The sequence below is a fragment of the Colwellia maritima genome, from assembly GCF_022669015.1.
GTDB classification, from domain to species: domain Bacteria; phylum Pseudomonadota; class Gammaproteobacteria; order Enterobacterales; family Alteromonadaceae; genus Colwellia; species Colwellia maritima.
This window is the reverse complement of the sequence record NZ_JAKKSL010000001.1, coordinates 378,775-392,289: the sequence shown is the minus strand read 5'-3', so window position 1 is coordinate 392,289 and position 13,515 is coordinate 378,775. Positions and strand designations below refer to the sequence as shown.

Below are 13,515 nucleotides of genomic sequence, written 5' to 3'. Positions count from 1 at the left end.
AATGAAACTATATGATTTAGATTTATCAGGAAATTGTTACAAAGTAAGGCTATTGGCATCATTTATTCATACGCCATTAAATATTATACCCGTTGACTTTATGCAAGGTGAGCATAAAGGGGAAAAACTAATGCAGTTAAATCCTTGGGGAGAAATTCCTATTTTTGAAGATGAGGATGTTGTTTTACGAGATGCACAAGCTATTTTAGTTTATTTAGCCAATAAGTATGGCGGCGAAGCATGGTGGCCTAGCGAAGCATATTTACAAGCGGAGGTTATGCAATGGTTATCCGTGGCTTCTAATGAAATACAGCACGGACCAAATATGGCGCGATTAATTAAAAAGTTTGGCCTGCCAGGTGATCACGCTCAATGTATAGCAAACTCAAATAAAATATTAACGTTAATAGATAATCACCTTAGTAAGAATTATTGGTTAGCAGCTAACCGCCCAACAATTGCCGATTGTGCAATATATCCTTATATTTCGGTTGCTTATGAAGGCGACGTCGAAATAGTTCAATACACAAATATTAACGCGTGGATGTTGCGTTTAGAGCAGTTACCCGGTTATATCTCTATGCCTGGCAATAGCCCAACGGATAACGTGTGCGATTCATAGGTAGCATTTTAACTTAGCGATCGCTACATCACATTGTAGTTTAATCGCTAAGTTCCTTCACCAAGCGCTTCTTTCCTCAGTTAACTCGGGCAAAAGCATCAATGTTATCGTTCATCCGTTTTATAACATTTATGCTTACCATTTCTAGGAACGTGACCTCGTTAATGCTGATACTCAGTTTTTAAATGTAAGGCATTACTGTGATCTTTTGCTAGCAGCATGTAAACCGCAGGTAATACGTAAAGTGTAAGTATAGTACCAATAGCCATGCCACAAACTAATACTAGGCCAATAGCATTACGAGCACCGACCCCTGGTCCATCGGCAAATATTAGCGGAGTATGCCCGGCCAATAGTCGCTATACTGGTCATCATAACGGGTCGTAAGCGGATAATTGATGCTTGTTGTACTGCCTCTAATTTTGATTTTCCTTGTTCTTGTAATTTATTGGCAAACTCCACCACCAATATACCGTTACGAGCGATAAGACCCACTAAAGTTACCAAGCCCACTTGCGAATAGATATTTAACGTAGTGGTCCGGCCGTCTGTCCAATAAGGCATAGGCGCGGGAATTTTTAAAAAGGTAAAAACCATGGCACCGAATAGGGCTAGTGGCACAGAACCCCCCAATATTACCAAGGGATCTCGAAAACTATTAAACTGCGCCGCCAGTACTAAGAAGATCATAGTAATGGCCATTAAAAAAGCAGGTAAAAAAATTTCCTTCCAAACGTAACTGCCGAGACTGACCCGTATAATCAATACCATAACCTTGAGGCATAATCTTGCGTGCTTCGGTTTCCATATAGGTCAGGGCTGCGTCTAACGATGTAGTAGGTTGGCCACTAATTTTTACCGAGTTCATTTGCTGTGTACGGTTAAGGCTGCGAGGCACAGTGTTCACTTCAATTTCAGCAATATCGGCAACACGGATCATATTGCCACCTATCCCTGTTACATAAAGGTCTTTTATATCATTAGGATTAAGTCTGGCTGTTCGTTTTACTTGCGGGATCACTTTATAACTGTAACCTTCCATATTAAAACGGTTAACGTAGTTGCCCCCCAATAATACGGCCAAATCACGGGTAATAGTTTGCATATCTAAACCCAATTCTGCAACTTTATCCCTATTGATTTTTAAGCGTGCATCAGGTTTGGTCAATTTTTAAATCAATCATTGGTGGGAAAGCAAACATGCCACTTTCCATAGCCTTATTTACAAGCACCTGCGAAATTTCAAATATTTGCTCTGGTTCTGCTTGCGAGGTCAATACAAATTCAAATGGAAAGCTTCCACCGCCCGGTAATCTTTGGTGGTGTAAGTGGAAAGATTCGTACCCCGCTGATACCTGACAGTTTCTGTTGTACTTCAGGTAAAATTTCAAACACACTGCGCTCACGCTGATCCCAAGGTTTAACCACCATGCCTGAAAACCCACCGCTAGGAAAAGTGAGTAAGAACGTAAAATCGGTTTCTTCAATACTTTGATAAGCATCATTGGCTTGATCAACGTAAAACACCGATTGGTCAATAGTACTGTTCGGCGGCGCCTCAGTAATACCAAAAATAACCCCTTGATCTTCATTAGGTGCTAATTCAGTGGGTGACATGGTGTACATCACCACAGCCAAAATAGCGATAACCACCCAAAATAAATACACCGCAGGACGATTTTGCAAACTACCCGTTAAAGTTCGGCTATAAAAATTTTGGAAGCTTTCAAAAACTGGCCCTAATGGCGCGTTAACTTTTTTATGGGCTTTAAGCCACCGAGAACCTAACATAGGCGATAAGGTTAAAGCCACTATCGCTGAAATAGTCACGGCTCCCGCTAAGGTTATTGCAAATTCACGGAATAGAGTACCTGTTAACCCCCCTTGAAAACCAATAGGCACATACACTGACACTAAAGTTACTGTCATGGCAATAATAGGTCCACCTAATTCTCTGGCGCCTGTCAGCGCCGCCTGAATAGGCGTTTTACCTTCTTCGATATGTCGTTCAATATTTTCCACCATAACGATGGCATCATCCACCACTAAACCCACACTGAGAACAATGGCCAATAAGGTCAGCAAATTTAAGGTAAAGCCGAACATTTGCATTAAAAACAGGGCACCAATCAATGATAAGGGTATGGCGAATACCGGAATAAGTACAGAACGGCTAAAACCTAAAAATAAGAAAATCACAATAATGATAATCAGCAAGGTTTCAGTTAGCGTCTTTATCACCTCTTCAATGGCTGTTTCAATGTATTCTGTAGAATCATAAGATACAATTGCATCTAGGCCACTGGGTAATTTCTCGCGAATTGCAGCCATTTCGGCCCGAACTGCCTTCATCACATCTAAGGCATTTGCAGTGGGCATTACCCACACTCCCATAAACACCGCAGTTTGGCCCGAGTAACTCACCTCTGTATTATAATCTTCAGCGCCTAACTCCACGTCGGCCACATCGATAAGACGTATAATTCCTTGCTCCGTACGCCTAATAATAAGTTGTTGAAAATCCTCAACAGAATTTAAATCGGTGTCAGCACTTAAATTAACCTGAGTTAACATGCCACGAGTTTGACCCAAGGTTGCTTGTACATTATTGGCGGCCAAAGCTTGGCGCAGCTCAGTTGGTGTTACATTCATTGCTTCCATGGCTTGAGGTTTAAGCCAAATACGCATGGCAAAAACACGTCCACCCAAGGTTTCGGCTTTTTGCACGCCATCTATAGCGGCCAAGCGAGGTTGAATGCTACGAAGTAAATAATCTGTAATTTGATTTTGCGACAAGATGTCAGAGGTAAAACTCAAATACGCTGCGGCAAATTCACTGTCGGCAGAAATAATACTTAAGGCCGGTACTTCAGCTTCTGGCGGTAATTCTCCTCTGACTGAATTAACCTTCGCATTAATTTCTGACATAGCTCTGACCGGATCAAAATTCAATTTTAAATGAATTTTAATATCAGAAAATCCCAAAGAAGAACTCGACTCAACATAGTCAATTCCTTCGGCTGAAGCAACTGCCCGCTCTAAAGGACTAGTGATAAATCCTTTGACCAGATCGGCACTAGCACCAATATAAACGGTTTGGATGTTGATTACCGACACATCACTTTTAGGGTATTGACGAACAGTCAGGTTAGACGCGGCTTGAAACCCGCCAGTAATATCAAAATACTGATAACAATAGAAACAACGGGTCGTTTAATAAATAGATCGGTGAAGTTCATAGTGATATATATGCTCAGGAATCAGTTGGTTGAGGGTTAAGGCTACGCGCAGGTTCAAGGTTTTTGCTTGTTACCACCGACATACCGTTAAATAATTTAAATGCACCGGCACTAACTACTTGTTGTCCGGCCTGCAAGCCTTCTTCAACCGCAACAAAATCCCCTCGGGTACGACCAAGTTTTACAAACTGCTGCCTTACGGTAGCCGGTTTACCCTCTTCACTCTTTTCTATCACAAATACCGTATCGCCATACGGGGCATAAAGCACCGCCGTATTAGGAATAACCAATACCTGTTGTTCATCAGGTAAGGTCACTTCCAACTCAACTGACATACCAGGTAATAAGGTACGCAAAGAATTATCAATTTTAGCTTGCACATGTAAATTACGCGTTTGGCTATTAATTTCAGCGGCAGTGGCAATAATCTCACCGCTAACGCTGTTATTTGGTTGAGTTCCTACAACCACAGAATAACCTGACTTAATCTTGTTGACCCATTGTTGTGGAATGCGAAAATTAACCCGCAGTTGTTCAATAGATTGTAACGTCACCACTTCTGTACCTTTGGGTAAATCTTGTCCCAAATAGACTTTACGTATACCCAAACGACCATCAAAAGGTGCAACAATGCGTTTTTTCGCCAACGTTATGTTCAAATCATCCACTTGGCCTTGGGTAGTATCAACTATTTGTGCCGCTTCATCCAAAGCACTTTGTGATACTGATTGATTGTCACGCAAAGAATGCAAACGCTGCAAATTATTTTTAGCCAAAACAAGTCGCGCCAATAAGGCACGTAATTGGGCTTTTTCATTGCCTGATTCTTGTTCAATTAATAAATCACCCGCTTTTACTATTTGCCCGGAATCAAAATGGATCTTAGCAATGCGACCATCAACTTCAGCGGTTACAGTTAATCCTTGCCAAGCTTCAAGAGAGCCAACTGCCGCTAGGGTATTTGGCCAAGTTTGTTGTTCAACTAAACTGAGACTGACTGTTTCGGGTGGTTGAGCATAACTTGCACCGCTATCAATCATAAAACCAATTTGCTTGGCTTTTATACCACCAATAACAACGATGATGATGACTAATAAAGCCACTGAAAATAAGATGGCAACTCTACGAGACATGACAATTCCTTTTAAAAACTAAACGTGTTTGGGTAAAAACGTGCCAACTAATAACAAGTGTCCACGAAATCAATATGTCAACTGTATATACATCCATACAAAAAATAAAGTCTTAAATTGTTAAAAATTGTATTCTTTCGATTAATTCTTAAGTATTTTTAAGCAACTCCATTTTTTACAAAACTTTCATCTAGCCCCATACAATTGAGAATGTAATGCTTTTTTATATGCCTCAATTCCTGGCATCAATGCAGTCACAACGGTCGCCCCCAAAATAATCACCGATAACGTGAAAGTTTCTGCAGTGAGTAAACTTTGATTTAAAAACAAACCATATTCAGCAGTTAACCACGGGTCTAAAATCATCAGTAATAATGAAACCAGGATGAATGAACAAGCCAAAGCCAAAGCACTAATGATTAAGGCTTCTAGAATAACTAACGAAACAATGAGTTTAGGAGACGCACCCAAGATCCGAAACACCGCAATTTCTTTTTGTCGTTCATTCATTGTGGCTAACAGCATAGTGGCTAAACCAAATAATGAAGCTAATAACACTAAGGAACCAATAATTTGTAGTACTTTTTCAATATTGCCCATCAGCCCCCACAATTGAGTCATCACCACCCCAGGCAATATGGCCATTAATCTATCATCTTGATAATTATTTAGTTGTCGCTGTAGGGTGAAAGTGGCAAATTTATTATTTAAGCCTAATAACACCGCAGTAATTTTTTCAACTGAATGTTCATGCACATGTTCCTCTTCATGCTCGTCTTCGTGACCATGTGATTTTTCATGTTCATGGAATTCTTCTACTAGTTCGTTTAATTGCTCATGAGGTAAATGAATCGCTTCAATAGCTGCTAAGTTAACATGTACCGTTTTATCAACAGGGGTGCCCGTTGCACCAATAATTCCACTGACGGTAAAAGGAGCTTCATCATGATGAACAAAACTTGTGTGCCCTAAACCATGGGACAATACAATCTTGTCGCCTAGTTGATACCCTAAAGATTTAGCGACATCTGCGCCAAGAACAGCATCAAAAGGTCCTTCAAAAATATGGCCTTTTGTCAAAATCAGGGGCTGCTTATTAGCAAATTTATAATGCTGAAAATAATCACTGTTGGTACCCATTACTCGAAAGCCTTGATGAGAATCACCTAAACTAATAGGCACAGCCCAAGCAACAGACGGATTAGACTTGAGCATAGTGAAACTATCATAATCAATATTATTGGTGGGGCTACCCATTCTAAAAATCGAATACAACAGTAAATTCAACTCACCGCTTGGTGCCCCTACAATTAAGTCAACCCCCGATATAGTGCGATTAAAACTCTCTTTCGCTTGTAAACGAATATGCTCAACACTGAGCAACACACTGATACTCACCAAAAAAGATAAAAAGGTCAGGAAAACAGTTTTACGGCGACTCACTAAACTGCGCCATGCAATCGAAATCAACATTAGCATTCCTCCTGCTGCGCAACAGCATCACACAAAGAAGATATAGGTGTATGTATTGAAAAAAAACGTTTTAATTCAAGATCATGACTAACAAATACCATAGTGGTATTATTGGCCTGACACATAGCTATTAATAGCGTCATAAAAGCTGCTTTAGCGGTATTGTCTAATGCTGAAGTGGGTTCATCTATCAACAGTAATTTGGGTGAATTAATAAAGGCCCGCATAATAGCGACACGCTGCTGTTGCCCTACACTTAACTTTGCCACTTGGGTATCTAATATTGTCTTGGGCAGTTTTAATGCCACCATTAATTGTTTAATCGATTCAGACATTTTCTTCTTGGATGATTTAGCCAAATACACCGCTAATTCAATATTTTTAGCTACGCTCAGGTAGGGAATAAGATTAAACTGTTGAAACACCACTCCTATATTTTCAGCGCGAAATCGGTCGCGTTTGCTATTTGACAACTCACTCATTTCAGTACCAAATAAATTAATACTGCCTTGAAGAGGCGTCAAAATGCCAGACAACAAATTTAACAGTGTCGATTTTCCAGAGCCAGAATCACCATACAAAAAAACTTGTTGCCCTATTTCAACTGACCATTGATTAAAACGTAAACACTGATTTTGGCACTTACCATAAGCATGCACCAAATTGTGTAATTCAATCGCAATGGGGTTATTACTACTGCGCAATTGTTGGTTATTGTTGTTAATTGTCATAAATACACTATTTGAGTTATTTGAGTTATTTGAGTGGTATTGAATGTAATTGTTATGTTATAACATTTATATCTATTGGTTATACAGGTTAACGATGAAAACTAATCCTTATTTTGCCCTTTGGCATATTCCCATCTCGTTTTTTTTACTACACTTTGCTATGCCGACTTATGCCGCAAAAGATTCACCCTATCAAGAAATTAAATGGGTACAATTGATGCCAAATGATGATCTAGCTGCATTGCTTAATCCTCCAGATTATTTATCTAACATTGAAGATGGCAGCGTTCAGGATTCTATCGAGGCACTCTCTGATTCACCCACAGCAAACGATACTACCCGTCGCTTTCAACAAGCCTTAACCTCTGTGCGCGTCATTAAAGCATTTGACAATAAAGCGATAAGAATCCCAGGCTACATGGTTCCTCTTGCCTCTGATGAACAACAAAATGTAACTGAATTTTTTATCGTTCCTTATTTTGGTGCCTGTCTACATATGCCACCGCCTCCTCCTAATCAAATGATATATGGTAAAATTGCCAAAGGATTTAAACTGACAGGATTAACAGAGGCTTTTTGGTTTGAAGGCACCTTACATATTGAAACAACTGACACCGAAACAGGCACATCAGCTTATGGTATGACCATAAACAATATTGATATTTTTGAATAACCGTGCCGTGAAATAAAAAAAGCCATCAAAAACTACTCGCAGTAAGGTTCAATAAGCTTTACTACAATATATCTAATGTCATTAACAATCGTTTTTCTCCCGAGCGATATGGGGGCGAACGGTGCACAACTGCAGTGTTTTCATTACCTATCCATGCAGAGCCTTTTAACAAAGCAACATCGCCCGCGGTCATGCTTTCTATGTGAGCATTAGGCGGATAAAGACCAGATTCACAGTCATCAAGCCCCTGGTTTCCGTGGCCTAATTTACTTCTATCTATGTTGTTATTATCTAGCCACTGTGTGCCTTGTCCAGAAAAAGTAGTTACTAATCGGCAAGGTACCCGGTCGATATGAAATCGAGGGCACATAGGTAAGTCAAGTAGGCGAATACGAAACCCCACTTGTTCGAGATCAAACAAGGTGCAAAACATATCAATCAATTGACAGGTATTACTGATAAAAGCATCACCTAAAATAGTAGTACGCAACTCGTCTCGAATATCATCTTCAATATGCTGCGCTCTAATAAAAGCAGAACGTTCAAGGTGTGATGCAGTATTAATAAACTTGTTAACATCAGCTTTGACTTCACTAGTTAAATTTCGCTGCCACAATGCCACATTCACTGATTCATCATAAATATTAGTGAAAATACTGGGTTCGTCTGAAAAAACCGAACGCCTAATAAGGCTACTGCTAACTTGCTCTTTTAAAACAGCTTTTGACTGCATATATTACTCCAATTCAAATATTAAAATTCTGTTATGCTTGTTTACTATTGGCATTGACTTCGTTGCTTGCGGCTTTTAAAGTTTTTAATATGACCGTATGCCACTAAAACAGATCCAAAAACGGATGCTATCACTTCACCTTTGTCACCCAAAACAGCGTGACCTAAAAACGCGGTTAGCACTAAAATACTCATACCAATTGATGTAACAAGCACCACAAACAAATTTCGATGATGAAAATACCCAGACACTAAGGCAAACGCACTTATTGGGATCACCACATACAGTAACCAGGTGTGAAAACGCTCATCACTAAAAAACGCAGTACTGGTTAAGGTAGGCAACAAAATTAAAATAATCGGCAATACTAAACAATGGATCATGCACACCGTGGACAAAGTAATAGCTAAACGATCAGCTGTATTCAGTAAAACTTTCAAACCTTAACTCCAGATAACATTGAATCAATACTCGTTAAAACCAATTTCTATTTTAAATCGCATTGATAAATTTGAACGAAAAAACAAGAAGCGACGTTGTAATTGTTATAATATAACACAAAATAAAAAATGTTACATTATAACATTATGGGGTGAGGATATTACTTCTGGCTATCTCGATGATATGTGGTGTTTCATCTTTAAGATATAAGTCGATAGGTAACACATTACTTTAACCTCCCTTAAAAGTTGATACTCAGAGATTAATTAACTAAGCCGGACATCGCACATCCTAGCCATATTTTTCTGTTATTATTAGAATAATTGAAGAATCTAACATTGCTATTAGATAGCTGATATTTATGAAGGATATTCATGAGATTCTATGTTTGTACAACGAAAATCTCCAACCCCCTTCAGCCCTCGATCTGACGTAATGAAGTAAAGGTTTTCTACGATTTTAACAAATTGTACCGCCTCCTATAACCTTATCTTGTTTGCTATCTAAAGCTGTCTGAGCTAGAGCAGCCGAATCACCAACGAAAACTCATCGCAATAACAACCACAAAATCGATTAAAAAAACACACAAGATTACACTTTTATAGCATAACGTTGACAAAATACTATCGTTATGTGAGTGTTCATATATATTTTTAATTCTATTTATTCGTTGTAATAACCGAAATATGGAGATGTTGTGAATATCGAACCTGATCAATTGGATAAAAAACAGTGGCAGTTTTGGATTGATCGCGGCGGTACATTTACCGATATTGTCGCTAAAGATCCAAAAGGAAAACTGCATACAAAAAAATTATTATCAGAAAATCCTGAGGCTTATAAAGATGCAGCTTTGCAAGGAATAAGAGAGTTTTTAAATATTGTTTCCAACATGCCTATTCCCTCAAAAAGTATCAAGTCTGTAAAAATGGGAACAACGGTTGCAACTAACGCCTTGTTAGAACGAAAGGGTGAACCAACGGTATTAGCTATTTCAAAAGGATTAGGTGATATCCTTGAAATAGGACATCAAGCGAGACCAAAAACGTTTGCATTAAATATTGAGAAATCCCCTTTACTTTATCAAAGCGTGATCGAGATAACAGAAAGGATTAAATTTGATGGGAAAATTGATTTACCTCTAGATTATGCTGCATCTACTGCCGCACTAAAAGCGCAATATGACAAGGGTTATAGAGCTATCGCCATTGTATTAATGCACGCTTACCTTTATCCAGAACATGAACAAGCTTTAGCGAAAATAGCATTAACTATTGGATATGAGCAAATATCGATAAGCTCTGAAGTTAGCCCGTTAACAAAAATTGTCCCTCGCGGAGAAACAACCGTGGTTGACGCATACTTAACACCAATACTTAAAAAATATGTCGATCACATTGAATCATCAATTAATCCAGAACGTGAACCAGGTAAATTACTGTTTATGCAGTCATCAGGCGGGTTAACTGACGCAGGAAAGTTCAGAGGACGTGATGCTATTTTATCTGGTCCTCTTTGGAGGCATAGTCGGTGCTGTACATACAGCAAAGCTCGCAGGGTTCGAAAAAATGATCGGCTTTGATATGGGCGGAACATCAACGGATGTTTCCCACTATGCGGGGACATTTGAAAAAGTATACGAAACCGAAGTAGGCGTTAAAATGCGCGTACCTATGATGTATATACATACGGTTGCCGCGGGTGGTGGCTCATTACTAAGTTATGATGGCGACAGATTTCGAGTTGGCCCAGAATCCGCAGGTGCTGATCCTGGACCAATATGTTATAGACGCGGCGGTTCACTAGCAGTGACCGATATCAATGTATGTTTAGGAAAAGTTCAACCTGAATATTTTCCTAAAATATTTGGGCCAGAGCAAAACCTTGCATTAGATGCAACAGGAGCAATTAATGCTTTTAAAAAAATTGGCGAACAATTAACAAACAAACGATCTCCAGAAGAAGTTGCTGAAGGTTTTTTAGATATAACCATAGAGCATATGGCTCAAGCCATTAAAAAGATTTCGGTTTCACGAGGTTATGACCTACAAGAATACGTATTAAATTGTTTTGGTGGCGGTGGACAACATGCTTGTTTAGTTGCGGAAAGACTAGGGATGAACAAAATTTTTCTTCATCCTTTTTCTGGCGTTTTATCTGCTTATGGCATGGGATTAGCTGATATAAGCACAGAGCAACAACTTGTTTTAGAGTCAGAATTATCAAAAAATGTTATACCGGAAATACAAAAAAACATCATCACCCTAACCAACAATAACGAGAAAGATCTTCTTGAACAAGGCCTCGAAAAAATCAATATCAACCATAGTGTTTGGGCTCAATTACGCTACAAAGGCACTGATACCACTATTCAAGTACTTTTTGAAGACATAGAGTTAATGCGTAAGGCATTTGAACTTAACCATAAACGTCAATTTGGTTTCATCGCCCCAGATAAAGCAATTATCATTGAAACAATAGGGGTTACTTCATACGGTGGTAGTGAAGCGCCGGCAGAAATGATTAGCGCATCAAAAGTAAAAGGAGAGCCTATAGTCGATGCTCACAAACCGATGTATTCCAAAGGGCAATGGCATTCAACTCCTATATATAAAATAGAATCTCTTGAATACGGTCATGAAATTACTGGCCCGGCTATCATTATAGAACCAACAGGCACTATAGTTATAGAAGCTAACTGGCAAGTTGAAATATCTCAATACCGTCATATTATTCTTACTCAAAATGACAAAATATCAAAAGAAAAAGCAATAACGACTACCTGCGATCCGGTTACGTTAGAAATATTTAACAACCTGTTTATGTCCATTGCTGAACAAATGGGTATTGTACTTAGAAACACATCACAGTCAGTAAACATTAAAGAACGTCTAGATTTCTCATGTGCCATATTTGATAAGCACGGTAACTTGGTAGCTAATGCTCCTCATGTACCTGTGCACCTTGGTTCAATGGACTCAAGCGTTAAGGTGATTATTAATAGTGGTCAACAAATTAAAGTGGTGATGTTTTTGTACAGAATAATCCATACAATGGCGGATCACATTTACCTGACATTACGGTGATCACTCCTGTATTTAATGATAAAAAAACTGACGTAATCTTTTATGTTGCAAGTCGTGCCCACCATGAAGATATTGGCGGAATAGCACCGGGGTCAATGTCTCCACTTGCGACTTCAATTCTGCAAGAAGGCGTTATACTTGATAATATAAAATTAGTTAGCGAGGGCGTATTCTTAACCGATGAAATACACCAAGTACTTAGCACAGGAGATTATCCGGCACGTAATATAGAACAAAATATAGCTGACCTAATGGCTCAAATCGCGGCGAATAATACCGGCGTTAACGAACTCAATAAACTCGTTAATGAAAGTGGATTATCAACCGTTCATGCTTATATGGAATATATTCAAGACAGTGCTGAAGAAGCAATTCGTAACGCAATAACACGTTTACACGACAATGAATTTTCTTTTCAATTAGATTCTGGTGCTGAAATACACGTAAGTATTAAGATAAATCATAAAGATCGCTCTGCAATTATTGATTTTACCGGCACAAGTAAACAATTACCTACCAACTTTAACGCACCTAAAGCGATCACTCACGCAGCCGTACTTTATGTATTCAGATGTTTGGTTGATGACGATATACCATTAAATGCAGGTTGCATGAAGCCACTTAAGATCATTGTTCCTCAGGGATCGATGCTTAACCCTGAATATCCTGCTGCAGTAGTTGTTTGGTAATGTAGAAACAAGCCAAGCGGTAACCAACAGTTTATTTGCCGCCTTAGGTATTTTGGGCTCTAGCCAGGGAACAATGAACAATTTAACTTTTGGCAATGAAAAATACCAATACTACGAAACCATTTGTTCAGGAAGCCCCGCGGGTGAAGGCTTTCATGGTACAGCGGCAGTACATACACACATGACCAATACTCGTATGACTGATCCTGAAATAATGGAACAACGTTATCCCGTCTTACTCCAAGAATTTTCTATTCGAAGAAACTCTGGTGGTAAAGGTAAGTGGAATCTTGGTGATGGTATTTATCGTAACATACGTTTTGAAGAACCAATGTCATGTTCAATATTATCGGAACACCGCCTTATTGCTCCCTTTGGATTGCATGGTGGCGAACCCGGACAAGTCGGTCGCAATTGGGTTGAACGTAAAGATCACACATTAGAGGAGTTAAGTGGCTGCGGTCATGCTGATGTTAATGCAGGTGATTGTATAAATATTATTTCTCCTACAGGTGGAGGATTTGGCAAGCGTTAAATAAACTAGTCTATCAGTGGCATCCTAATATCTTTGTTTGGGTGCCCTTTTATAAAAATAATAAGAAGGATAAAATTTTGCTCATAAATAAAATTAAAAAATGGGACCCGGTATATTAGTAACAGCGGCCTTTATTGGGCCAGGAACAATTACCGCATGC

General features: G+C 39.1%; 16 protein-coding genes. 6 read left to right on the top strand and 10 right to left on the bottom strand.

Annotated features, from left to right (window positions below):
• Position 1: 1 nt before the first annotated feature.
• The gene (locus L3081_RS01930; RefSeq protein WP_242283045.1) at positions 2-622 is read left to right on the top strand and encodes a glutathione S-transferase family protein; all 621 of its coding nucleotides are present in this window, start codon (positions 2-4) and stop codon (positions 620-622) included.
• A 161-nt stretch (positions 623-783) separates the two neighbouring features.
• Here L3081_RS01930 and L3081_RS26160 read toward each other — a convergent pair whose 3' ends face one another.
• The 8 genes from L3081_RS26160 to L3081_RS01905 form a co-directional block, all read right to left on the bottom strand.
• Entirely contained in the window at positions 784-975 is a 192-nt protein-coding gene (locus L3081_RS26160) for an efflux RND transporter permease subunit (protein ID WP_274620276.1), read from the bottom strand.
• Positions 920-1,312 (bottom strand): efflux RND transporter permease subunit, encoded by a 393-nt coding sequence (locus tag L3081_RS26155; RefSeq protein WP_274620275.1) that lies wholly within the window; start codon positions 1,310-1,312, stop codon positions 920-922. Before L3081_RS26155 ends, L3081_RS26160 begins: the two co-directional genes overlap by 56 nt.
• Positions 1,281-1,790: an efflux RND transporter permease subunit gene (locus L3081_RS26150; protein WP_274620274.1), complete on the bottom strand. Its 510-nt coding sequence runs from the start codon at positions 1,788-1,790 to the stop codon at positions 1,281-1,283. The genes L3081_RS26155 and L3081_RS26150 overlap by 32 nt, the downstream gene beginning before the upstream one ends.
• Entirely contained in the window at positions 1,777-1,899 is a 123-nt protein-coding gene (locus L3081_RS26145; protein WP_274620273.1) for a hypothetical protein, read from the bottom strand. Before L3081_RS26145 ends, L3081_RS26150 begins: the two co-directional genes overlap by 14 nt.
• A 7-nt stretch (positions 1,900-1,906) precedes the next feature.
• Entirely contained in the window at positions 1,907-3,739 is a 1,833-nt protein-coding gene (locus tag L3081_RS01920; protein WP_242283043.1) for an efflux RND transporter permease subunit, read from the bottom strand.
• Between the two features lie 136 nt (positions 3,740-3,875).
• Complete coding sequence (locus L3081_RS01915; RefSeq protein WP_242283041.1) at positions 3,876-4,994, bottom strand: efflux RND transporter periplasmic adaptor subunit; 1,119 nt, start codon at positions 4,992-4,994, stop codon at positions 3,876-3,878.
• A gap of 186 nt (positions 4,995-5,180) precedes the next feature.
• Positions 5,181-6,467, bottom strand: coding sequence for an ABC transporter permease (locus L3081_RS01910; RefSeq protein WP_242283039.1), 1,287 nt, complete (start codon positions 6,465-6,467; stop codon positions 5,181-5,183).
• Positions 6,467-7,198, bottom strand: a complete 732-nt coding sequence (locus L3081_RS01905) for an ABC transporter ATP-binding protein (RefSeq protein ID WP_242283037.1) — start codon at positions 7,196-7,198, stop codon at positions 6,467-6,469. Before L3081_RS01905 ends, L3081_RS01910 begins: the two co-directional genes overlap by 1 nt.
• Before the next feature lie 94 nt (positions 7,199-7,292).
• Here L3081_RS01905 and L3081_RS01900 point away from each other — a divergent pair, with 94 nt between their 5' ends.
• Positions 7,293-7,871, top strand: coding sequence for a DUF3299 domain-containing protein (locus tag L3081_RS01900; protein WP_242283035.1), 579 nt, complete (start codon positions 7,293-7,295; stop codon positions 7,869-7,871).
• 61 nt (positions 7,872-7,932) lie between these two features.
• On the opposite strand, the gene L3081_RS01895 is transcribed toward L3081_RS01900, so the two are convergent.
• Complete coding sequence (locus tag L3081_RS01895; RefSeq protein WP_242283034.1) at positions 7,933-8,604, bottom strand: DUF1826 domain-containing protein; 672 nt, start codon at positions 8,602-8,604, stop codon at positions 7,933-7,935.
• Positions 8,605-8,648: 44 nt separating this feature from the next.
• The gene (locus L3081_RS01890) at positions 8,649-9,044 is read right to left on the bottom strand and encodes a MerC domain-containing protein (protein WP_242283032.1); all 396 of its coding nucleotides are present in this window, start codon (positions 9,042-9,044) and stop codon (positions 8,649-8,651) included.
• 698 nt (positions 9,045-9,742) lie between these two features.
• Between L3081_RS01890 and L3081_RS26140 the strand changes: the two genes are divergently transcribed.
• The 4 genes from L3081_RS26140 to L3081_RS26125 are packed head-to-tail and all read left to right on the top strand — an operon-like array spanning position 9,743 to position 13,355.
• A complete protein-coding gene (locus L3081_RS26140; RefSeq protein ID WP_338027064.1) occupies positions 9,743-10,627 on the top strand; it encodes a hydantoinase/oxoprolinase N-terminal domain-containing protein in 885 nt (294 codons plus the stop codon).
• A complete protein-coding gene (locus L3081_RS26135; RefSeq protein WP_274620272.1) occupies positions 10,614-12,131 on the top strand; it encodes a hydantoinase/oxoprolinase family protein in 1,518 nt (505 codons plus the stop codon). The genes L3081_RS26140 and L3081_RS26135 overlap by 14 nt, the downstream gene beginning before the upstream one ends.
• On the top strand, positions 12,128-12,820 hold the full coding sequence (locus L3081_RS26130) for a hydantoinase B/oxoprolinase family protein (RefSeq protein ID WP_338027063.1): 693 nt from the start codon (positions 12,128-12,130) through the stop codon (positions 12,818-12,820). The genes L3081_RS26135 and L3081_RS26130 overlap by 4 nt, the downstream gene beginning before the upstream one ends.
• The gene (locus tag L3081_RS26125; RefSeq protein ID WP_274620271.1) at positions 12,810-13,355 is read left to right on the top strand and encodes a hydantoinase B/oxoprolinase family protein; all 546 of its coding nucleotides are present in this window, start codon (positions 12,810-12,812) and stop codon (positions 13,353-13,355) included. Before L3081_RS26130 ends, L3081_RS26125 begins: the two co-directional genes overlap by 11 nt.
• Positions 13,356-13,515: the final 160 nt, after the last annotated feature.

Bases quoted from the DNA above. Each gene is read 5' to 3' on its own strand.
- L3081_RS01915 (WP_242283041.1), bottom strand. From the start codon at position 4,994: ATGTCTCGTAGAGTTGCCATCTTATTTTCAGTGGCTTTATTAGTCATC.
- L3081_RS26155 (WP_274620275.1), bottom strand. From the start codon at position 1,312: ATGATCTTCTTAGTACTGGCGGCGCAGTTTAATAGTTTTCGAGATCCC.
- L3081_RS01905 (WP_242283037.1), bottom strand. From the start codon at position 7,198: ATGACAATTAACAACAATAACCAACAATTGCGCAGTAGTAATAACCCC.
- L3081_RS26135 (WP_274620272.1), top strand. From the start codon at position 10,614: ATGATCGGCTTTGATATGGGCGGAACATCAACGGATGTTTCCCACTAT.
- L3081_RS01895 (WP_242283034.1), bottom strand. From the start codon at position 8,604: ATGCAGTCAAAAGCTGTTTTAAAAGAGCAAGTTAGCAGTAGCCTTATT.
- L3081_RS01930 (WP_242283045.1), top strand. From the start codon at position 2: ATGAAACTATATGATTTAGATTTATCAGGAAATTGTTACAAAGTAAGG.
- L3081_RS01900 (WP_242283035.1), top strand. From the start codon at position 7,293: ATGAAAACTAATCCTTATTTTGCCCTTTGGCATATTCCCATCTCGTTT.
- L3081_RS01910 (WP_242283039.1), bottom strand. From the start codon at position 6,467: ATGTTGATTTCGATTGCATGGCGCAGTTTAGTGAGTCGCCGTAAAACT.